Genomic DNA, 20,988 nt, shown 5'->3' with positions numbered 1-20,988 from the left:
AAAGTATATTTTTATATTTCCGAAATCAGAAATCCCAAATCTGAAATAGTTAGAAATCCTTCGTACAGCACAAATTCACCATTCAAAACTCACCACTAAAACGCCAACGTAGCAGCAACACCCCCAAATTGCGGAGAATAAATCGGTTGAAAAGTCAAATTTTTCTTTTGTTGTAATCGTTTATGAAATTCAGGAACGAGAATACCACAGATAGCTCCTGACACAAAACCTGTAATCACATCTGATTTGAAGTGCTTCCCTGCTTCAGTTCGGTAATAGCCTACCAAGGCTGGTGGAATAGCTGCAAGTGTAAATAAACCAATTCTTTTCAAACCTTTTATTTGATGGTAATCGGTGTAAACTTTTGCCAAAAAGAATGTTGCCGTTGAACTAAACGAAACGTGTCCACTAAAAAATGAGTTGCTTCGTCCATCACCCATTTTTTCCTCCGCAGTCAAATTAGGATTGTACGTCAACGGTCGCGGACGGCGAATAGAATATGCCGCACCAAAATACAGGGCATTATCCACAGCATGCGTCATCATGTACATACTCAGTAAATCAACCCAATCTTTTCGGATATTTTTATCCAGCATCAAAAGTGCAGGGCTAATGATAGAAATATTGAGAAACAAATCAGAGCTTTTCTCAGCCGAAGGAAAATTTGCTGGATTTGTGAAAGCAATTGGTCTATCAAAACTATTCAAATCATTGGGATTGAGCTTTAGAATATCCTCTTTTGATAAGTGTGCGACCTTATCCAATTGACGAAAACCGAAAAAGGACGCCACCGTCAAACCCACGCCCGCAGTTAATTCAATTTTGGGCTTAACAAAATAGATTTTTTGGTGTTCTACGGAGTCTTTTTGTCCAAAAGACGGCACGCATACCGATAAAAAAAGGAGAACAGATAAGGTTAATTTCATAAATGATGACATAAAAACTTGAGTTGAGATTTGTGTTTTCAATATTTTCAAAATTTCATTGTAACACTATTTTTATGCTCAAACAACCAAGGTAATAGATTTAGTTCAGCAAAGGCATTATCCCAGCTATTATGATTCACATTAGGATACTTTGTTTGAACAGACAAGATTTAATATAAAACTAGAATACCAAAAGTAAAGACTTAATACATTACGTCTGAAATAATGTTCCATTTAGCCTAATAACATCAAAAGAGCGATCGAAAATTATTTTCCGACCGCTCTTTTCAAAAATTTGTAAAATATTGATTAAAATCAATCACAAATCGCTCAATCACTCAATTCATCACTATCTCCAAGCTTTGTAAGCGTTGATCAAGCCGTTAGTTGATGAGTCGTGTGAGGTAATGCTATCTTCCGAAGCTAATTCTGGTAAAATTTTGTTCGCCAACTGCTTACCTAATTCTACACCCCATTGGTCATAGCTAAAGATATTCCAAATAACTCCTTGTACAAAGATTTTATGTTCGTACATTGCTACCAAGCTACCCAAAGTACGTGGAGTCAACTTTTTGAACAAAATTGAGTTCGTTGGTCTATTTCCTTGGAATACTTTGAATGGAGCCAACTCAGCAATTTCCTCTGCTGATTTACCTGCTTTTTCGAATTCTGCTACTACTTCTTCATACGTTTTACCGTTCATCAAAGCCTCTGTTTGAGCAAAGAAATTTGACAACAATAATTGGTGGTGATTGCCAATCACATTTTGTGATTGAGCAGGCGCCAAGAAATCACAAGGAATCAATTTTGTACCTTGGTGAATCAATTGATAGAAAGCGTGTTGACCGTTTGTACCTGGCTCACCCCAGATAATTGGACCCGTTTGGTAATTAACCGCTTTTCCGTCACGACCTACATATTTACCATTTGACTCCATATCTCCCTGTTGGAAATAGGCTGCAAAACGGTGCATATATTGGTCATAAGGCAACAAAGCGTGAGAATCAGCATCGAAGAAGTTATTATACCAAATACCAACCAATGCCAAAATCACTGGAATATTTTCGTTGAAATCTGTAGTTCTGAAGTGCTTGTCCATAGCGTGAGCACCTTCCAAGAGTTCAATAAAATTTTCGAAACCAATAGAAAGGACAATCGATAAACCAATTGCCGACCACAAAGAGTAACGACCTCCAACCCAGTCCCAGAAACCAAACATATTGGCAGAATCGATACCGAATTTCACGACTTCTTTTTCATTCGTCGAAATGGCTACGAAATGCTTGGCAACAGCCTCTAGGGAACCTCCATTTGCTACAAACCAATCACGTGCTGAGTGTGCATTGGCCATAGTTTCTTGCGTGGTAAAAGTTTTAGAAGCAATCAAAAACAGTGTAGTTTCTGGATTAACTTTCTTTAAAACTTCTGCAATATGAGTACCATCTACGTTAGATACAAAATGTAAATTAAGGTGGTTTTTGTATGGTTTCAACGCTTCAGTCACCATTACAGGACCTAAATCCGAACCACCAATACCGATATTTACGACATCAGTGATAGCTTTATCTGAATAACCTTTCCAAGCACCTGAAATAACTTTTTCAGAAAAGTCTTTCATTTTATCCAAAACAGCATTTACCGCTGGCATCACGTCTTCGCCACCAACGGCGATTGGCGTATTTGAGCGATTGCGTAAGGCTACGTGCAATACCGCACGATTTTCTGTTTTGTTAATCAAATCGCCAGTAAACATACGTTCGATGGCATCATCCAATTCACATTCGTTGGCCAAAGCAATCAATGCTGCTTTTGTTTTTTCGTTGATAAGGTTTTTAGAATAATCAACTAAAATGTCTTCAAAACGGATTGAGTATTTCTCGAAACGCTTTGAATCGGCTGTGAAAAGTTCTTTAAGAGGTGTTTGTTCGACTTCAGCTTTTAATTTTGTTAAATGTTGAAAGGCGACAGTTTGGTTGAACGGGACAGATTTAAGCATGATTAGTCTTTAAATTTATAAAAAGGAATTGATGGACAAAAGTACGAAAACCAGTTATAAGATACCGAAAAAAATAGCTTTTTAGCTTTGGTAATTTTTATTAGGTGTAAAATAATAATAGAATTATCCAAAATCACCGATTTTGATTCAAAAATCTAAAAAGACATAAGCTTTATAGCTTTTTTAGATTGACCTTGATAATCAAATGTTTAGAGAATAATTTTCTCAATTATATACAAAAATCAAAGCTCCTCACTTGAATCACAACTACCAAAATGTATTTTAACCATTAATTGACAATTATTTAATAGTTTTTTTGCTGCTTATGTAATTTTTTCTTGATTTTTTTGTTATATTTATAATTCGTATTCTAATCACTTTACGTAAAATAAGTGCTGCAATGAAACAAGAAACAATCTATCAGGTAATTTGTGATGGTCATATTCACACCATCATTCCTGCGGAAAATGATGTTCCAGCAGGGTGGAAAACAACGGGTCGTTCGGGGACAAAAGATTTGTGCTTGGAGTATATCGACGAGGTAACAAGAAATTCAATCATTTCTTTTTTGAGGAACAGAGGTAATTGTACCTATTAAACGTGAGAGCAAGACTGTGAGTAACTTATTGTATCCGTCATTTGCTCCTCAAAATTTCTAGATTTCAAAACGATTTTTTCCAAATAATAAAGGGTTCCAGCTTCGGCTAGAACCCTTTTCTTTTAGATATTATTAGGCTTTATGTGGTCGGCTATAGGCGGACGGCAATAAGTCTCTATAGTTTACTAATAAGCACATTTCATCACACAAATTTATCAACAAAACTTAAACTTAAGTCCAAGACAATCAATTATTAACGCACTATTTAGTACCATACGAAGGTTTAAATTTTATTTTTTATATAAAATTGTAGTTGGCAACTCTTGCGATTACCCAAATCAACATGGCAACCGCAAGGGTTGCCACTACTACAAAAATGCTATCGATAAAAATACTTGTGAACAAAATAAAATCCTTCGTACACTTCTAATTCACAATTCACTAACTCACCATTCAAAATTCGCTAATTCACTCAATTATTCACCCATTGCATCATCAAACCTGTCAGATACCCACAATATGTACCCAAGGCATAACCTAATATTGCTAGCAAAACACCTACCGATGCTAAAGAAGGATGAAATGCTGCCGCCACTACCGAGGCAGAAGCCGCACCTCCCACATTTGCCTGAGAGCCCACAGCCGTGAAAAAGAAGGGAGCCTTGACTAAATAGGCCGCAAGCAAAGTAAATCCAGCATGGAAAGACATCCAAATTAGTCCAATCAAAAATAGTTGTGGTTTGTCTAATGCCGAAATAACGTTCATCTGCATACCGATGGTTGCGATGAGGATGTACAAAAAAAGCGATCCAAATTGTGAAGCGCCCATGCGTTCTATCTGACGTGCTTTGGTTTGTGATAATGCCAGTCCAAACAGCGTAACCAAAGAAATTACCCAAAATGAGGAAGAGGTAAGACTAAATTTCTTTAAATCAGGATAATGAGTTTCAATAAAAGGTACAATGATATCGGCACAGGCATGAGCAAGGGCTGTAGTTCCAAAACCCACAAACAACACCAGCATCAAGTCTTTCACGCTTAAGCTTGATTGCTGATGCGCTGCTTCTGCTTCCATTTTTTGCTTTACTTCCTCCACGGCTGATGTATCTGCCCCAAGCCATTTATCTAGTTTGGCACTGCGAGCTACCCCAAATAACAATACAGCTAACCACAGTTCAGCCGTAATTACATCGACGGCAATAGCTTGTGAAAAGACCTCTGGACTGGGTTGAAAAACTTCCTTCAGCGCGGTCTGATTGGCACTTCCTCCTATCCAACTACCTGCAATGGTGGCTAATCCTCGCCAAACCTCTCCTACCAATACTTCAGGCCATATCGTTTTTACGACCCAAAGAGAAACGGGTCCGCCAACCATTACACCTAGCGAACCTGCCAAAAACACAATTAAAGCTTTTGGACCAAGTTTTTTGAGTGCCTGAAAATCGATACTTATGGTAAAATAGACTAAACAAGCAGGTAATAAAAATTTAGAAGCTACAGCATATAATTTAGATTCTTCTCCAGAAATAATATGAAACGAATTGAGTAGCCCTGGCACAAAATAGCATACCAAAATACTGGGAATAATTTGATAAAACTTTTGCCAAAAAGAAGATTGAATACTTGAAGTATAGAAGGTAAAAGCAATGATTCCAATAAGTAAACCAAAAACAATGGCATCGTTTGTAATGAGTGTCTGCATAGAAAATGGAGGTAAGTAGGTATTCTGTTAATGAGCAAATTAAGGGATTATTGCGAAACAGACAAGTATCCAGTTTTCTTTCATGGGTTTCTTTCTATATTTTTTCTCCTCAAAAAATAAGAAAATGTATCAAACAAACGTTTTATGCAGGTTTTTTAAAATATACCTAATAATTAGTATTGTAATAGGTCAAAAACAAGAATAAATTTGATTTAGCATTCAAACTTAATGCTAAATCATTTAGAGACAACAAAATACCACTTATGTTGTGTATGTGAAACACCGACCGCAAAATTGCCAGTCGGTGTTTTTGATTTTGAGGATTTATTCCTGATACTTATTCAGCAGGATTTTCTTCATTCTTTTGTTTTTTGGTCATTTCTTCCATCAATTTCAATCCTAACAATCCGCTCAGTGGACCACCTTGTTCATTGTTTCCTCCTGTGATTAAAATATCTGGCATTACTTTGATTTTTTCTTTACCAATACTTTCTGTTATTTTCAATTGTGTAAAATTATCTCCACCCATCGCCGATACCTGCAACTGATACGATTCAGCCTCTGCTTTACCAATGGCCAATATTTTCTCAGCCTCAGCATTACCCGTTTTACTAATTCTTTCTGCTTCGGCAATCGCCAATAATTTTACTCGCTCCGACTCGGCACTGGCTTGGAGTTTTACTCTTTCAGCCTCAGCTCCTGCTTGCAGTTTCAAACTTTGGGCTTCCCCTTGTGCCTTTTTCACAGCAGCGTCAGCAACCCTTTCAGCAATTACTACACCTTGGTCAGCTTTTACTATATCCTTCTGAATATCAGCAATCGCTGTTTCTTTCTCTAATGCCTGACGGGTTTCTTGCGCCATTTTCTGGGTATCATATGTTACTTTTTGTTCTTCAGCCAACTTACGGTCGGTAAGTGTTTTCATCAAAGACTCTGGCGGAACGATGTCTCCTATCAGCGTATCTACTGCATTTACATTGTATTGATTGAGTACTTCGGCAATATACTTACGTGCGGTGTCTTGGCGCTCGGCACGCGAACCCAAGAATGAAATTACATCTGAATCCTGCGCTGAGTTTCTGAAATAGTTACCAATCGTTGGTTCTAACACCTGACTCACCAGATTGTTCATATTACCAAAACGAGCGATTACTTTCGGCGCTTCATAATTAGGAATATGAATGATTTGAGAAACATCCAAATTAAAAGGGAAACCATCTTTTGAACGTACCGTAATAGTCGAAAGGTTTTTATCCAACTGATGTGATTCAGAACGGGCACTTGCCCAGTTCAAAACTAAGTTAGTCGTTGGTACCAATTCAATTTTTTGCACATAGGTATTCAAGGGGTACTTACCTGGACCTAGAGGTTCGTTCCAGACTCCCTTGAAACCTTTTTCGACAATATTGCCATGTTTAAATTCTGTCCCACTTATATCGACCCCGTCTTCACCAACATACGAAATTACAACACCAACATGTCCAATCGGAATCTCGGTCATGTGAATTTCCTCTACTCTGGCAAACCACGGATTAAGGTTATAAGAACCTGCCAAGATTACTTGTTGTTGCAAACCTTTGTTACCCCCAGCATTCAAAAACTGGTCCGCGTCTTGAAAGTTATTATGCCCTTCGATAGGCTTTCCTGAAATTTGTCCGACAGGAATTGAGGCACCATCCATTGTGGTAATAATTCCTACCATATTCTCCTGAATTTCGGTAATGTCTGTAATTTCTACTTCAAACAAAAGCGTGTTTATGCGGTAAGAACCCGCTGTGATTACGGCAGTTTGTCGACCTTTTCGACCACCAATTTTCAAAAATGCTTCAGCATCTTGAAAACCATCGCATTCGACCTTGCGAGCCAAGATACTGCCTGTTTCCAATTCTTTGCCATCACGTGCCAAAACCAAACCAATTTTGCCAGTTGGCACTACGGTAAGTGGCTGTAATACGACATCATACTGCCAAATCCATAGCCAAAAATAAATCCCTGGAGCCAATGGTTTTGCTTGAAACCCAGCCTCACCTTCGGTGGCAAAAATCCTGCCTTCGGGTAAAGATTTTTTATCTCCAAGTAACACAAACTTCTTGGTTACTAGACCAATACGATCTTCTGGAACAATGATAATACCTAATAAACGGAAAATGAATTTGTAAAAAATGAGGCAAAGTACGGGTATCAAAATCACCACATACGTAGAATAAGATGCTAACATTGAAGTATATATGTTATGTGAAAGTATCAAACCGCTGATTAGCAGTGGTTCACATGCTAAATTTGTAGGGAAGTCAGACTCGTTATACTGCTTTTGTGAAGAATGGTAGGCGGTTAGGATAAAAGGAGCTTTTTGATTTTATCCTAAAAACGCTTTTAAATCTGAATACTTTTTCAGTTTTCTTTTTAGAAAAATAGCCTAAATATTTCTCTAAATTTGTATCTCCAAAATGTACCTCCTCAGCTTTAACAGCAACACTTATGACGGATTTTTTGAGTGCATCACAGCACGAAACATATTTTAAAATATATTCTTCCTCGGCGGGTTCGGGGAAAACCTACACTTTGGCAAAGGAATACATCAAACTAGCGCTTCGTTCCAAATCTCCTTGGTATTTCAACCATATCTTGGCAGTAACATTTACCAACAAAGCAGCGGGTGAAATGAAGGAGCGTATCCTGAAATACCTCCGTATTTTTCCAGTAACGACCCACAAGAGCAAGCGACTGAACAAGGACTTTTTAATCAGATTTTAGAAGAACTCCAACAAGAAGGTATCGAGATAGACGAGGTTACTTTACGTGCACGTGCCTCCGCCACGTTCAAGCATATCATACACGAATACGCGAACTTCTCGGTTTCGACAATTGACTCGTTCGTTCAGCGAGTGGTAAGTGCCTTTACGGAAGAATTAGGTTTTCCATTCAATTTTGAGGTAAACCTTGATTCTGAAGTGCTATTGGATGCTGCTGTTGAGCAATTATTACAAAAAACTAATACCGAAACCTACGAGCAAATTACGGAGGCTATCAAAAGTTTTGCCTTAGACAAAGCTACCGATGGTCGCTCATGGAATGGTATCAATGATGAAATTGCCAATTTTGGTCGAGATTTATTGAATGACCAGTTTCAAGAACATATTGAAAAATTAGGCGCATTAGAACCGCTGGATTTTCTGAAAATAGAACAGCAACTCAAGGATTTTAATCAAGGCGTCGAAAAACATATTAAAGAAATTGTGGCGATTGCGCTAGAAACTGCCAACGAAAATGATTTGACCGTAGATGATTTCCCTTTCAAAAAATCTGGTCCGTTTGGGTATTTTATTCAATTGGCAAACGGTACGGATATTTTTAAAGAACCTGGCGCTCGATTTTTGAATGCTTTGGCCGACAATACTTGGCATGCCAAAAGTGCAACCAAGCCTATTGCTGCCACGATTATGGGCATTGCCGATACACTAACCGACACTGGAAACTTTTTGCTGGAAGCACAAAAGCGATTGAAGCCAAGATTTTTGCTTTATCGTGAAATCTTAAAGCAAATCAAAAAGCTTGCGTTGTTGAGTCAGTTGAAAAAAGAAATCGCGGCTATTCAAGATGAATCGGGTCAAATACATATTTCGGAATTTAACCGTAAAATCCTTGAAATTGTGGTAAATGAACCCATTCCATTCATTTACGAGCGTTTGGGCGAACGATACAATCATATTTTGATAGATGAATTTCAGGATACTTCTACCCTACAATGGCATAACTTTTTGCCTTTGATTGAAAACGCCCTTGCCAGTGGGCACTTCAACTTGGCTGTGGGTGACGCCAAACAGTCTATTTACCGATTTAGAGGTGGTGAAATGGGTTTGATTGTGAATCTGCACAAAAAGCAAATCGATGATTTGACCAAACCTATTGCCGATGATACCTTTTTGGTGGAACGCTACGAAAATATTCGTCCCTATATCAAGCCTGAAAACTTAAATACCAATTACCGAAGCTCTGCGGAGGTTATCAACTTTAACAATGCGCTCTTCGAAGCCATCAAAGTTGACCCTGAGTATTTGGCAATAGCACCAAGTTTGCCAAGGGTTTATGACGAATATTTTGCACAAAAAGTACCTACTAAACCTCTGGAGGGCGGTCATGTGCAAGTGGATTTTATCATCGGAAAAGAAACCGACCGCTTGATGATTGAAAAAGTTGAGCAAATTCTGGAAGAAGTTCTTGCCATTGGTTATAAACTCAAAGATATTGCCGTATTGTGTCGGAGAAATAAAGACTCGAAGGTAATAGCCAACGCACTCAAGGAACGAAATATCGATGTGATTTCTTCAGATTCTTTGAGCTTGGCGGCCTCAGATGCCGTCAATTTAATCATGGCAATCATGAAGGTAGTCCAAAATCCAGATAATGCCCTCGCCAAATATGAGGCGGTGTATTTGTACTATCGAGTGGTTTTGCACAAAGTGCCTAATACACAGGAAAACAAGGTGATCAAGGAAACCATAGAGAGTCGTGATATCTTGAAGTTTTTTGAATTAATTGATAAAAGCCTTGTTCCCACTGCCTTACAGCAAATGAGTTTGTACGAAATAGCCGAAAAACTCCTCCAGACTTTCGAGCTTTTCAAACATGACAAAGAACTCGACTTTATATTCCGATTCTTAGATGTTGTCATTGAGTTTCAGCACATGAAAAGTACTCACCTGACCGATTTTATCAATTATTGGGAAAATAAAAAAGAAAGCCTTTCTATCATGTCGCCAGCAGGACAAAATGCCGTTACGGTGACAAGTGTACACAAGTCTAAAGGTTTGGAGTTTCCAGTAGTAATTATTCCTTATTGTCATTGGTCAATTGACACAGGGCTTAATTCTTCTCGTTGGTTTGGATTAGAAGACGAAGGACTTTTTGAAGAATTAATCGTCGAACAAGCCGAAGAGAATATTACCAAAGCCCTGACAACAGCACCGCTCAAAATGGTTAAGGAGCTAGAAAATACACATTTGGTAGAAGAATATCGCGCTGAGAAAGAAGAAACGTTTCTTGAGAGTCTAAATATGCTCTATGTAGCGCTTACTCGTCCTAAGGATAGGTTATATATGGTGGTCAAAAGAGATAGTAGAAACCTCAATAAAACCGTTGGAGGCTTGTTACTACGTTTTGTAGATGGCGAAGGCATCCCTCCAGAAGAACCCTTCACGAAGGTATTATACGGTGGTTTGCCAAAGGTTTTGAAACCAGAGAAAGAGAAGATTGCCCCTACGATGACTATTCAGGAAATTGTGACTTCAGAACGCAGTCAGACCATTCAGCTCAAACAATCAGCAGAAAGATTATTTGACTTAGAAACTTTTGAAAAAAGTAAAGATTACGGAAATAAAGTACACGCAGCTTTTGCCAAAATAAAAACCAAAAACGATATAGATAGCGCTTTGGCAGATTTACAGCGTGAAGGATTAATTGTTGAAAATGAACAAGAAGAACTAAAGGTAACCATTCAAAAAATTATCGATTTACCAGAAATCAGTCCGTTTTTTGAAGTGCCAGAACGCTTTATCAGAAATGAAAGAGAAATTCTGAGACCCAATCAGTCGCCATTACGCCCCGATAGAGTAATCAAAATGGGCTCAAAAATCGTAATTTTAGATTATAAAACAGGGTCAAAAAGTAATAGTCATAAATATCAGGTAAAAGACTATCAGAAAATCTATCAAGCCATGGGATATACCGAAGTAGAAGGATATCTGGTGTATCTCGAAACTATGGATGTAGTGAAAGTTTAGGATACCATGAAGTTCAGAGAAATGAAGAAACTTTCCCTGAACTTCACTTTAAAATTACTCAATCGCTTTTTTCATTTGTTGATAGGCATATCTCATCCAATAAACTATCCCAAAGAAAATGATTAATTGTAAAATATACTCAGTAGTAAATTTAGCCTGCAAAAAGAAGACCCAAGTATAAAACGGTTTTCCTATTCTAAACCAAAGCGAAGGTTGTAAAACAGCCGCCGTTTGAATGATAAATGAGTAAACAAAAAACTTTTTATCTTCAAAGTTGACCAGACCAAAAAGCATTGGCATAGCATAGATAAAAATATAATTTGAGTAGGCCCCTATTTGAAATATCATCATCACGCCAAAAATACCCAGCCAAACAAAAGGAACAAATTGTTTTAATTCAAGATTTTTGAATTTAACTGCTTGCCAACACGAAACCCCAATAATCACAAAAAGTCCAATCCAGTTTAAGATTCGAATATTAAATTTAGCAATTAATTCGCCCAATATCGGATAAGTTACCGACCAAATATTAGGACACATAGGCTCTTGTGCTAGTTGTATCGGCATCAAAAAAGCAGTGCCTCCATGCAAATACAAGAAGGCTAATGTTGGGATTCCTAGCGTAGCCATTCCCAAAATGAAATTCCAACGATTGCTTAATTTTAGGAAAATTGGAGGAACAAATAAGACAAAAAACGCTTTTGTAACAATCAGCCCTAATGCTACAATAACACCCAATATAAAATCAGATTTACCCTTCAACCAAGCCCAAACCATCAAACACGCAAATCCCCACATCCAAATATCTTCTTGTCCACCGATGACACAAAAGATAAAAGGTGCAGGAAAGCACAGGTATATTAATGTTTTGAATAAGATTTCACCATTAGACAAACCATTGCGGTAGGTCCGCATTGTTAGGAGTAAAATCAACAACTCAATAATGATCATTAATAGAGTCACAGCTCTGGCAGTATCCCAGAAGACCACAGGAATAGCGGTAACATACGCAAATAAAGGAGAATACAAGGAAGGAAAATCGCGATAGACGATACCAAGCTCCTTTGCTTTTTGAGCCGAACGCCAAAAAATCTGAACATCAGATTGAGCATCGAATCCGTAATACACATATACAATCAAAAACGGGAGTATCCTAAAGATGAAAGCTAATAAAGAAAAAGAAGCAGTTTTGCCGATTCGGTCAAAAAATGATTCGATTTGAGGTCTGAATCTAAATGCCAACCATGCAATCAAACAGAGGCTTAAAGAAAGATATGTTTTGTTGTAAATAACTTCGTACATAAAGAGATTGTTGGTGGATACTTCCTCTGAAATGCTAACACCATGATAGAATATTCTGAGCTAAGTTACGGAACCACTTTTACCGATAGTCTGTATTATAAGATAAACACCATGATTGATGTAACTAGCAAGAGAAATCACGGAGTAATCCAAACAAATTGTGATTAGAATCGTTACAAAAACAGGGTAAAAAAACAAAGGAAACTTCTTTTAATAATGATACTTCCCATTGGGATTGCAAAATTAACTTTTCTAAATTTAATTATAGAAAGTTTGAGTAAAAACTATCAGGATTAATAGAGGACAAAATTATATTTTTCAAAGATAACTTTTGAAACAAATCCTTTACTCTTATTTTTGGCGTCTGAAATGAAACAGGGTGCCGCCAGAAAAAGATTTGATTAGTGGTTATTGACTAATACAAATGTGTTGTCTAGCTTTAATGCTTGTTTTATATTTGTGAATTACTTTAAAACAGTATTTTCAATCCCTTTAATTAAAGATTGATGCAACGCAAGTTGCTTCGACCATAAATTTCCTATAACTAAGAATCATGGCAGAAATTATTACGATGCCCAAAATGAGCGACACCATGACTGAAGGTGTTGTGGCAGAGTGGCTCAAGAAAGTTGGCGACGTCCTCAAGCCAGGCGACGGTCTTTTGGCTGAAATCGAAACAGATAAAGCGACAATGGAGCTTGATTTGGATGAGAGAATGGACTTGAGCAATTTTAAAGATTGTAGACTTTTATACATTGGCTTAGAAAAAGGTAAAGCTGTACCTATCGATAGTATCATTGCTATCATCGGTGAAAATGGCGAAGCATACGAGCATCTCTTGAGTGGTGCTCCTGCGGCGGCAGCTCCTGCACCTGTTGCTGAAGCTCCTGCGGCGGCGCCTGCTGCTCCAGCAGCTCCTGCAGTTGATACATCAGGTATCAAAGCAGAAATCATTGGTATGCCAAAAATGAGTGATACCATGACAGAAGGTACACTTGTAACATGGCTTCGTAAAGTTGGGGATGTGATCAAACCTGGCGAAGCTCTTTTGGCAGAAGTTGAAACAGACAAAGCAACAATGGAGTTTGACCTTGATAACTTCATTGATATTTCAAAATATTCTCCTTGTACTTTATTGTACATCGGTATCGAAGAAGGTAAAACCGTTTCAGTTGATGACGTTATCGCTGTAATTGGTGAGCCAGGTTCCAACTATCAAGCATTGTTGTCAGCGGGTTCTGCTCCAGCAGCTCCAGCTCCAGCAGCAACGCCAGCACCTGCTCCAGTAGCAACTGCTACTCCTGCGGCAGCTCCTGCACCAGCAGCAGCGCCTGTAGCCGAAGCAACCGTAACTTCTGCTGATGGCCGTGTTAAAGCTTCTCCTTTAGCAAAAGCTTTAGCAAAAGACAAAGGCATCAATTTGAACGAGGTAAAAGGTTCAGGAGAAAACGGTCGTATCGTAAAAACTGATATCGACAATTATGTTCCTGCTCCTAAGGCTGCACCAGCTGCTAAACCAGCGGCGGCAGCAGCACCTGCTACTATCTTGGGTCAAGAAAGCTACGAGGAATTCTCAGTAAACCAAATGCGCAAAACTATTGCACGTCGTTTGTCTGAGTCTAAATTCTCGGCTCCTGAGTTCTATCTAACGATGGAAATCAATATGGACAAAGCTATTGCTGCTCGTACTTCAATGAACGAATTCTCTCCTGTGAAAATCTCGTTCAACGATATGGTAATCAAAGCTGTAGCTGCTGCCTTGACTAAACACCCGAAAGTAAACTCTTACTGGTTGGGCGACAAAATCCGTATCAACCACCACGTACACATCGGTATGGCGGTAGCGGTTGAAGACGGTTTGTTGGTTCCGGTAATCCGTTTTGCTAATACGAAGTCATTATCACAAATCTCAGCTGAAGCGAAAGATTTGGGTGGTAAGGCTAAAAATAAACAATTGCAACCAAAAGATTGGGAAGGCAATACATTTACAGTAAGTAACTTAGGTATGTTCGGTATCGACGAGTTTACTTCTATCATCAACCAACCAGAATCTTGTATTTTGGCTGTAGGTGGTATCAAAGAAACAGTTGGTGTGAAAAACGGACAATTCTATGCTACCAACGTGATGAAAGTAACATTGACTTGTGACCACCGTACTGTGGATGGCGCAACTGGTGCTGCTTTCTTGCAAACATTCAAGCAATTGCTTGAGGATCCAATCAAATTATTGGTGTAATCCAAGTATTTGAACCATCAAAAGATGAAAGATACTTCTTATCCAAAAGATGGGAAGCGTCTTTCATCTTTTGTGTTTTATAGAGGACTTAACGTCCTTCTTTTCTTTACCGACAAACATTTTATTCTTGAAAATAAATGGAAAAAATTAGATCAACCACCGTCTTGGCGATTGTGCACAATGGCGAGGTAGCCATCGGAGCAGATGGACAAGCAACTATGGGAAGTACCGTAGCCAAAAACCATGTTCGTAAAATCCGAAAACTGTTGAATGGTAAAATTGTGACAGGTTTCGCTGGTTCTACTGCTGACGCATTTACCCTTTTAGAGAGATTTGAAGAGAAACTCAATGCTTTTGGTGGGAATATGAAGCGTGCTAGTATTGAATTAGCAAAAGACTGGCGTACCGACCGCTATTTGCGTCGTTTGGAAGCCATGATGATTGTAGCCGATAAGGAAGAGGCTTTAATTATTTCGGGGACTGGAGATGTCCTAGAACCAGAAAACGGTATTGCGGCTATTGGTTCAGGAAGTAATTATGCTCTCTCAGCTGCTTTAGCATTGAAAAAACATGCGCCTCATCTAACAGCTGAAGAAATGGTTAGAGAAGGGTTAACTATTGCGGCAGATATTTGTATTTATACCAACCATAATTTCGTTATCGAAAAACCAGCGGTTTAGGTATTGATACGGAATTACAGATGAGAACATGAGGCATTATGTTAAAATTTTTATTCTAGCAGTAGAGACGCAATGATTGCGTCTTAAGCCATTCATATCTATCATGGTAGTATCAAAAAAGCGGTCGGGAAATATTTCCCGACCGCTTTTTTGATGAAAATTTTGAGAATAACCCCCATCCCAAAATTTGGGATGGCTCATGTTTATACGCATTTATTTTCTTGCATCTTCTCTAGCAAAAACAATAAAGTCAGTGACTGGAAGTTCTTGCATTTTGCCTTTCAAATGACTCACCAATTGCCCACGGTGATAGCCCGAATGGAGCATCAAATGTGTTAGTATTTCATACAAACTAGAAAAATGCGTTTCATCTTTGCTATTGGTATACGAAACGGTTCTTCCAAAGGTCAATTCTTCACTTTGGTCGATAAGTTCCTGCCATCTTTGCGTAATATTTCTCAGCATTATGACACATTCCGAAAAATCTTTGGTTTCCCAAAGAGGAATATAGGCTCGAACCTCTCTGGCACGATTATACCAAGTCAGGTGGGCTGCTAAAATATGCGATAATAGTTCTAGTGAGCGTGTATCTGGTCTGTCGAGTGATTGCAAGGCTTGAATCACCTGTTCGTTTGCCCAAACTTCGTAATTCATTAATTTAGCAAAGTGGTACTTCATAATAAGAGTGTTTTTTGGATGATATTTACAGACACAAAGTGGACATTTATCTTTAAAATAATAAAAAATAGACCTAATCTTTGTATATTCGGCTAAATCTTTTCTAAAAAAATTGATTTTTATCAAGATTCATAAAGTTTTCTCCAAAACTGGAACTAAAACGGATATAATCTTGTAAGTTTATAGACTAGTTAGAGTACTCAGAGTATAAACCTAAAACAAATATTATTATGTCATTAAGATTAGGAGACATTGCCCCAGACTTTACGGCAGAAACAACGCAAGGTACAATCAATTTTCACGAGTGGATAGGCGACTCATGGGCTTTATTGTTCAGCCATCCAGCTGATTTTACTCCTGTTTGTACTACAGAATTAGGTAAAACAGCGCTTTTGAAAGGTGAATTTGAGAAAAAAGGCGTAAAAGTTATTGCGGTTTCGGTAGATGATTTGGACTCTCACCAACGTTGGATTCCAGATATTGAAGAGGTAAATGGTGTGTCAGTTAATTTTCCTATCATTGCTGACGAAAGCCGTAACGTTGCTACTTTGTACGATATGATTCACCCAAATGCTTCTGAAAAAGCTACAGTTCGCTCGGTGTTTATTATCGGTCCAGATAAAAAAATCAAATTGACGCTTACTTACCCAGCTTCTACTGGTCGTAATTTCCAAGAATTACTTCGTGTAATCGACTCATTGCAGTTGACTGCCAACTACCAGGTAGCAACACCAGCAGACTGGAAAGATGGTGAAGATGTTATTATTACGCCAGCCGTAAAAACTGAGGATGCAACTGAGAAATTCCCTAAAGGATTCACAGTAGTTAAACCATATTTACGTACAACACCACAGCCTAACAAATAGGTTGTCTTATGCTATGTTTGACTTCGAATTAAAATTGAGTAAATGAGTGATTATTCTAAGCTGTAGAGACGCAAAGCATTGCGTCTTAAGCCGAGTCAGACATAGCAGAGTAGCATCAAAAAAGCGTTCGAAAAATTATTTTTCGAACGCTTTTTTGTTATTCAGCAGACACATAAGTCTAATTCCAGAATCTAGAATAGCTTATGTCTATCTTTTCTATCAAAATCTTCTTTCAAAAGCGCAAGTAGTTCAGGAATAGTTTAGTATGAATTTTATATTTTTGCAAAATGATTCAACTATTACTGAAAAGATATTTCGCTTTACCACGCAACATAAAGATTGCCATACTTCTTACAGGTTTCCTATCTATTATTTCCTTAATTATTTGGGGGATTTATGCTATTGTAATGCTTTTCAGACCTAACCCTAATGGTTGGGAAAAGGTCTCGAAAGTAGGGATTTCAATGCCCTTACGTTACGAAGTACATGGTATTGATGTGTCGCACCACAATGGTGAAATTAACTGGAAGAAAGTCGAAAAGATGCGTTTTGACGATAATAGAAAAATAGAATTTGCCTTTTTAAAAGCTACTGAGGGCATTACACACGCCGACCGTCAGTTTGATCGTAACTGGGAACACGCTCGCAAATTTGGTATGCGACGTGGTGCTTATCACTTTTATATTGCTTGGCGTGAGCCAGTGGGTCAAGCAAGGAATTTTATCAATTCAGTAAAATTAGAAAAAGGCGACTTCGCTCCTGTTTTGGATATCGAGCAAAATTCGTTAAAATCTGATGAGCAAATTATTAGAGAAATTGGCGTGTGGCTCACTATGGTTGAAAATCATTATGGAACCAAGCCCATCATTTATACCAATCCTAATTTTTACAAAAAATTTATCAAAGGTAATTATGACGATTATCCACTTTGGATTGCGGATTATTCCAATGAGTCTCTGAAAGGATATGGCTCAAATCTTTGGTTTTGGCAACATAACAAAAATGGTTGGGTTGAGGGTATCAAAGGAACTGTAGATTTTAATGTTTTCCTTGGAAATAAAGCTGAACTGAGTAATCTATATATCAAATAATTACTTGAAAATACAGATACAAAAAAGCCCCACTAACTTTCGTCGGTGGGGTTCTTTATGTATATTGATGTAATCTGTTATTCGGTAATTTTTGCAAAAATATCATCTATCGAAAGTTTGAACTGTTCGCCAGAAGTCATATCCTTTAAGGTCAACAAACCTGATTGCAATTCATCAGAACCAATAATTACGACAAATGGAATCTTTTTACGGTCTGCGTAATCCAATTGTTTTTTGATTTTGGCATTGTCTGGAAAAACCTCTGCATTGATACCTTTTTCTCGTGCCGCACGAAGCAATGGTAAAGCATAGTTTTGTTCTTCTTTTCCAAAATGACAGAATAATAACTTGGTGGTTACCGCTTGATTATTAGGGAATAAATTAAGCTCCTCTAACACATCATAAATACGGTCAACTCCAAAAGAAATACCAACACCCGACAATCCTGGAACCCCAAAAGTACCTGTTAAGTTATCATAACGACCACCACCTGTGATAGAGCCAATTTGGACATCCAATGCCTTTACCTCGAAAATAGCACCAGTGTAATATGACAAACCACGAGCAAGCGTAATATCTAATTCAATATTTTCGTCGGTCACGCCAAAGGCTGTCATGTAATTCCACATTTCACGAAGTTCTTCAATCCCTTTTTTACCAACTTCCGACGTTTGAAGTAATTCCTCTAGTTTAGTAAACTTCTCTTGGTTTGAACCTGTGATAGAGAAAACAGGAGTCAAATTAGCCAAAGCCTCCTCAGAAAAGCCTCTTTCTGCCAATTCTTCCATCACTTTTTCTTGACCAATTTTATCTAATTTGTCAATCGCTACAGCCAAAGCGGCTTCTTGACCCGCAGCACCAATAGCCTCAGACAAACCAGAAAGTATTTTACGGTTATTGATTTTCAGGTTAAAGTTGATATTCAAACTTTGCATTACTTCCTGAATCATCATCACGATTTCGGCTTCACAAATCAAAGAATCCGTACCTACAACATCGGCATCACATTGGTAAAATTCACGATAACGACCTTTTTGAGGACGATCAGCACGCCAAACAGGTTGGATTTGGTATCTTTTGAAAGGAAGAGGCAATTCATTACGATTCATCACGACGTACCTTGCAAAAGGCACAGTCAAGTCGTAGCGTAAGCCTTTTTCTGAAATTTTGGTCGTTAATTTTTTATACCCTTCATCCAAATCTGTTTGTGAGATTTTCTCAGAAAAGTTTCCAGAATTCAAGATTTTAAATAAAAGTTGGTCACCTTCATCTCCGTATTTACCCATCAAAACCGAGAGGTTTTCCATCGAAGGAGTTTCCAATGGTTGGAAGCCAAATCTTTGAAAAACGGCCTTGATTGTGTCAAAAATATAATTTCTTTTGACCATTTTCTCTGGGCCAAAATCTCTAGTTCCTCTTGCTAATGATGGTTTGCTACTCATGATTCTGAATTAGTAATTTGATTAACTCTAAAAAAGTAGAAGCTTGTTAAGGCGAGCCATAATAAAAGTACCGAATCACATCATTTATTGCATTTTTGAGATTCAAACTTGACTTATGGGTTTCCTACTCTTTTTTAAAATGTCTGCAAAAATAACAAACCCTTTAGGTTTTTGGAAGCCTAAAGGGTTTTAATATCCGAAAATCTCTATATTTCAGGGTATTTCTCAAAGGAATATCCAATATTGTGTTGGATAAGAATGTTTAATTCTGTAATTTTGCACCTCAAACAAAAAATCTGTTTACAATGGCCGTTACAAGACTAAAAAGAAAAGACAGAAGAAATAAGGCTATAGCTACAAACAAAGTCGAAGCAATTAAGCGTTTGCGTTTGAAGCCAGAAATCAAGTTGATTGATATCGAAGCTATCAAAGCTGAATTTGCTGCGAAGGCTGCGAAGTAATTTTCGAAATTTCTTCTAAGAGATTTAAACCTCGTCGGTAGTGGCGGGGTTTTCTTGTTTTTCTACCTTTGGTTTTTCATTTACTTTTCTTTGATTGGGCTTCCCTTTTCTATCGTCCTTTTTTTCTTCTTTCTTTTCCACCTTTTTATCTTCCTTATTTCTAAGTACCTCACCCAAGTGATTTAGTTTCTTAATTTGCTTAGCTAGCTCTTTTTCTTGCTTATTCATTTTCTTATTGATGTCCATCAACAATCTAAAGCGAACAGCTTGACCAAGGCATACCAATCCCAAACTTGTAAGAATTAATCCATACAAGCCCAGCAAGAACCATATATAAAAGGCCTCGTTCATGCCTTTTTTGAATGCAGCGGTAGTAACCACAGAAAGGCCAAATCCAAATAATAAAATACCAGCAGCAGCGCACAAAATCCACTTGGTACGCAATGGCATACGCTTTACTAATCTTTCTCCTGGTGCTTTTTTTGCAATTTTTGGTCTCATTTTGTATTGTAAAAGTATTAGGGTTAAAAGGATGTGTTAGTTTGGCACGAGGCACTAGTAACAATTATTGAAATAACTGATTACTAAAAGCTATTTGACCCTTGATGCCACTCTGGCTATTCGGAAAGCCAATAATTTGCCAGCAATTTCTCTACTTCTCTAAATTCTTCATAAAGATTTTGAGGCAAAATAGTCTTGGCATAAGTATATCCGTGTTTCTGCCACAAGAAAAATGTATAAAAATCAGATTCATAAACCGCCTTCATAATCGACTTTTGTTTATTATTGAGCTTGGTAGGAATCTTTTTCTCAACACTCATCAAAAAGTAAGCCTTAGTCTTGAAAAGTAATATTTTTTTCCCGTTTAGATATTTCTCAACAGGCTGAGTCTTCATTTCTATGCTTTTGAGGGCCTCTTTGGGCAAATATACATCATCAATGCGTTCGATGTAAAAATTCGAGCCATTGGTTCTGAAACGCCAACCTTTAGGCAATTCATTTCGAAGTGCCAAAACACGTTTGTCCTTACATAATGTATTTACATCAAGATAGCGAAAAGCTGTATTTTGTCCAAAAAAAGTATGAGAGATAAGTATAAACCCTGATAGGATATAGAATTTAATCCAATTAATTTGGGCATTTTTCATATTTATTTAAGTTTGCTGTTAAATTTACAGACAGTTTATTTCGGTAAACTTAAAACTATTTTTATAATCAATAACTATTCCC

17 protein-coding genes are annotated in these 20,988 nt (G+C 37.7%); 8 read left to right on the top strand and 9 right to left on the bottom strand.

Features of this window, described 5'->3' with window-relative positions:
• Nucleotides 1–95: 95 nt before the first annotated feature.
• Together BWI92_RS10515 and pgi are read right to left on the bottom strand one after the other, a co-directional pair.
• Nucleotides 96–938, bottom strand: a complete 843-nt coding sequence (locus tag BWI92_RS10515; RefSeq protein ID WP_095162906.1) for a phosphatase PAP2 family protein — start codon at nt 936–938, stop codon at nt 96–98.
• Nucleotides 939–1,275: 337 nt separating this feature from the next.
• On the bottom strand, nt 1,276–2,922 hold the full coding sequence (gene pgi / locus BWI92_RS10510) for a glucose-6-phosphate isomerase (RefSeq protein WP_095162904.1): 1,647 nt from the start codon (nt 2,920–2,922) through the stop codon (nt 1,276–1,278).
• 400 nt (nt 2,923–3,322) lie between these two features.
• Between pgi and BWI92_RS10505 the strand changes: the two genes are divergently transcribed.
• Nucleotides 3,323–3,520, top strand: coding sequence for an MbtH family NRPS accessory protein (locus tag BWI92_RS10505; RefSeq protein ID WP_095162902.1), 198 nt, complete (start codon nt 3,323–3,325; stop codon nt 3,518–3,520).
• A 472-nt stretch (nt 3,521–3,992) separates the two neighbouring features.
• On the opposite strand, the gene BWI92_RS10500 is transcribed toward BWI92_RS10505, so the two are convergent.
• Entirely contained in the window at nt 3,993–5,222 is a 1,230-nt protein-coding gene (locus tag BWI92_RS10500; RefSeq protein ID WP_095162900.1) for a DUF819 domain-containing protein, read from the bottom strand.
• A 337-nt stretch (nt 5,223–5,559) separates the two neighbouring features.
• Nucleotides 5,560–7,440 (bottom strand): SPFH domain-containing protein, encoded by a 1,881-nt coding sequence (locus BWI92_RS10495; RefSeq protein WP_095162898.1) that lies wholly within the window; start codon nt 7,438–7,440, stop codon nt 5,560–5,562.
• Nucleotides 7,441–7,700: 260 nt separating this feature from the next.
• Between BWI92_RS10495 and BWI92_RS28485 the strand changes: the two genes are divergently transcribed.
• Both BWI92_RS28485 and BWI92_RS10485 read left to right on the top strand, forming a co-directional pair.
• A complete protein-coding gene (locus BWI92_RS28485) occupies nt 7,701–7,976 on the top strand; it encodes a UvrD-helicase domain-containing protein (RefSeq protein ID WP_095162896.1) in 276 nt (91 codons plus the stop codon).
• The gene (locus BWI92_RS10485) at nt 7,904–11,002 is read left to right on the top strand and encodes a 3'-5' exonuclease (RefSeq protein ID WP_310588896.1); all 3,099 of its coding nucleotides are present in this window, start codon (nt 7,904–7,906) and stop codon (nt 11,000–11,002) included. The genes BWI92_RS28485 and BWI92_RS10485 overlap by 73 nt, the downstream gene beginning before the upstream one ends.
• 54 nt (nt 11,003–11,056) lie before the next feature.
• On the opposite strand, the gene BWI92_RS10480 is transcribed toward BWI92_RS10485, so the two are convergent.
• The gene (locus BWI92_RS10480) at nt 11,057–12,304 is read right to left on the bottom strand and encodes a hypothetical protein (RefSeq protein WP_095162891.1); all 1,248 of its coding nucleotides are present in this window, start codon (nt 12,302–12,304) and stop codon (nt 11,057–11,059) included.
• 553 nt (nt 12,305–12,857) lie between these two features.
• On the opposite strand from BWI92_RS10480, the gene BWI92_RS10475 reads away from it, so the two are divergent.
• The gene (locus tag BWI92_RS10475; RefSeq protein ID WP_095162889.1) at nt 12,858–14,540 is read left to right on the top strand and encodes a 2-oxo acid dehydrogenase subunit E2; all 1,683 of its coding nucleotides are present in this window, start codon (nt 12,858–12,860) and stop codon (nt 14,538–14,540) included.
• Nucleotides 14,541–14,677: 137 nt separating this feature from the next.
• Complete coding sequence (gene hslV, locus BWI92_RS10470; RefSeq protein WP_095162887.1) at nt 14,678–15,220, top strand: ATP-dependent protease subunit HslV; 543 nt, start codon at nt 14,678–14,680, stop codon at nt 15,218–15,220.
• Nucleotides 15,221–15,433: 213 nt separating this feature from the next.
• Here hslV and BWI92_RS10465 read toward each other — a convergent pair whose 3' ends face one another.
• Nucleotides 15,434–15,898: a DinB family protein gene (locus tag BWI92_RS10465; RefSeq protein WP_095162885.1), complete on the bottom strand. Its 465-nt coding sequence runs from the start codon at nt 15,896–15,898 to the stop codon at nt 15,434–15,436.
• Nucleotides 15,899–16,128: 230 nt separating this feature from the next.
• On the opposite strand from BWI92_RS10465, the gene BWI92_RS10460 reads away from it, so the two are divergent.
• Together BWI92_RS10460 and BWI92_RS10455 are read left to right on the top strand one after the other, a co-directional pair.
• On the top strand, nt 16,129–16,764 hold the full coding sequence (locus tag BWI92_RS10460) for a peroxiredoxin (RefSeq protein ID WP_095162884.1): 636 nt from the start codon (nt 16,129–16,131) through the stop codon (nt 16,762–16,764).
• 287 nt (nt 16,765–17,051) lie between these two features.
• Complete coding sequence (locus BWI92_RS10455; protein WP_229362948.1) at nt 17,052–17,855, top strand: glycoside hydrolase family 25 protein; 804 nt, start codon at nt 17,052–17,054, stop codon at nt 17,853–17,855.
• A 77-nt stretch (nt 17,856–17,932) separates the two neighbouring features.
• On the opposite strand, the gene hisS is transcribed toward BWI92_RS10455, so the two are convergent.
• The gene (gene hisS / locus BWI92_RS10450; RefSeq protein WP_095162882.1) at nt 17,933–19,297 is read right to left on the bottom strand and encodes a histidine--tRNA ligase; all 1,365 of its coding nucleotides are present in this window, start codon (nt 19,295–19,297) and stop codon (nt 17,933–17,935) included.
• A gap of 305 nt (nt 19,298–19,602) precedes the next feature.
• Here hisS and BWI92_RS27280 point away from each other — a divergent pair, with 305 nt between their 5' ends.
• On the top strand, nt 19,603–19,758 hold the full coding sequence (locus BWI92_RS27280; RefSeq protein WP_166552404.1) for a hypothetical protein: 156 nt from the start codon (nt 19,603–19,605) through the stop codon (nt 19,756–19,758).
• A gap of 24 nt (nt 19,759–19,782) precedes the next feature.
• Here BWI92_RS27280 and BWI92_RS10445 read toward each other — a convergent pair whose 3' ends face one another.
• Both BWI92_RS10445 and BWI92_RS10440 read right to left on the bottom strand, forming a co-directional pair.
• The gene (locus BWI92_RS10445) at nt 19,783–20,259 is read right to left on the bottom strand and encodes a hypothetical protein (protein ID WP_095162880.1); all 477 of its coding nucleotides are present in this window, start codon (nt 20,257–20,259) and stop codon (nt 19,783–19,785) included.
• Nucleotides 20,260–20,375: 116 nt separating this feature from the next.
• Complete coding sequence (locus BWI92_RS10440) at nt 20,376–20,906, bottom strand: hypothetical protein (RefSeq protein ID WP_095162878.1); 531 nt, start codon at nt 20,904–20,906, stop codon at nt 20,376–20,378.
• Nucleotides 20,907–20,988: the final 82 nt, after the last annotated feature.

The sequence above is a fragment of the Flectobacillus sp. BAB-3569 genome, assembly GCF_002270355.1.
Lineage (GTDB): Bacteria > Bacteroidota > Bacteroidia > Cytophagales > Spirosomataceae > Flectobacillus > Flectobacillus roseus.
The sequence above is the reverse complement of the archived record's forward strand: the minus strand, read 5'-3'. Positions and strand labels throughout refer to the sequence as shown.

Coding starts and splice junctions, on each gene's coding strand:
- BWI92_RS10515 (WP_095162906.1), bottom strand. CDS start 938: ATGTCATCATTTATGAAATTAACCTTATCTGTTCTCCTTTTTTTATCG.
- pgi (WP_095162904.1), bottom strand. CDS start 2,922: ATGCTTAAATCTGTCCCGTTCAACCAAACTGTCGCCTTTCAACATTTA.
- BWI92_RS10505 (WP_095162902.1), top strand. CDS start 3,323: ATGAAACAAGAAACAATCTATCAGGTAATTTGTGATGGTCATATTCAC.
- BWI92_RS10500 (WP_095162900.1), bottom strand. CDS start 5,222: ATGCAGACACTCATTACAAACGATGCCATTGTTTTTGGTTTACTTATT.
- BWI92_RS10495 (WP_095162898.1), bottom strand. CDS start 7,440: ATGTTAGCATCTTATTCTACGTATGTGGTGATTTTGATACCCGTACTT.
- BWI92_RS28485 (WP_095162896.1), top strand. CDS start 7,701: ATGACGGATTTTTTGAGTGCATCACAGCACGAAACATATTTTAAAATA.
- BWI92_RS10480 (WP_095162891.1), bottom strand. CDS start 12,304: ATGTACGAAGTTATTTACAACAAAACATATCTTTCTTTAAGCCTCTGT.
- BWI92_RS10475 (WP_095162889.1), top strand. CDS start 12,858: ATGGCAGAAATTATTACGATGCCCAAAATGAGCGACACCATGACTGAA.
- hslV (WP_095162887.1), top strand. CDS start 14,678: ATGGAAAAAATTAGATCAACCACCGTCTTGGCGATTGTGCACAATGGC.
- BWI92_RS10465 (WP_095162885.1), bottom strand. CDS start 15,898: ATGAAGTACCACTTTGCTAAATTAATGAATTACGAAGTTTGGGCAAAC.
- BWI92_RS10460 (WP_095162884.1), top strand. CDS start 16,129: ATGTCATTAAGATTAGGAGACATTGCCCCAGACTTTACGGCAGAAACA.
- BWI92_RS10455 (WP_229362948.1), top strand. CDS start 17,052: ATGATTCAACTATTACTGAAAAGATATTTCGCTTTACCACGCAACATA.
- hisS (WP_095162882.1), bottom strand. CDS start 19,297: ATGAGTAGCAAACCATCATTAGCAAGAGGAACTAGAGATTTTGGCCCA.
- BWI92_RS27280 (WP_166552404.1), top strand. CDS start 19,603: ATGGCCGTTACAAGACTAAAAAGAAAAGACAGAAGAAATAAGGCTATA.
- BWI92_RS10445 (WP_095162880.1), bottom strand. CDS start 20,259: ATGAGACCAAAAATTGCAAAAAAAGCACCAGGAGAAAGATTAGTAAAG.
- BWI92_RS10440 (WP_095162878.1), bottom strand. CDS start 20,906: ATGAAAAATGCCCAAATTAATTGGATTAAATTCTATATCCTATCAGGG.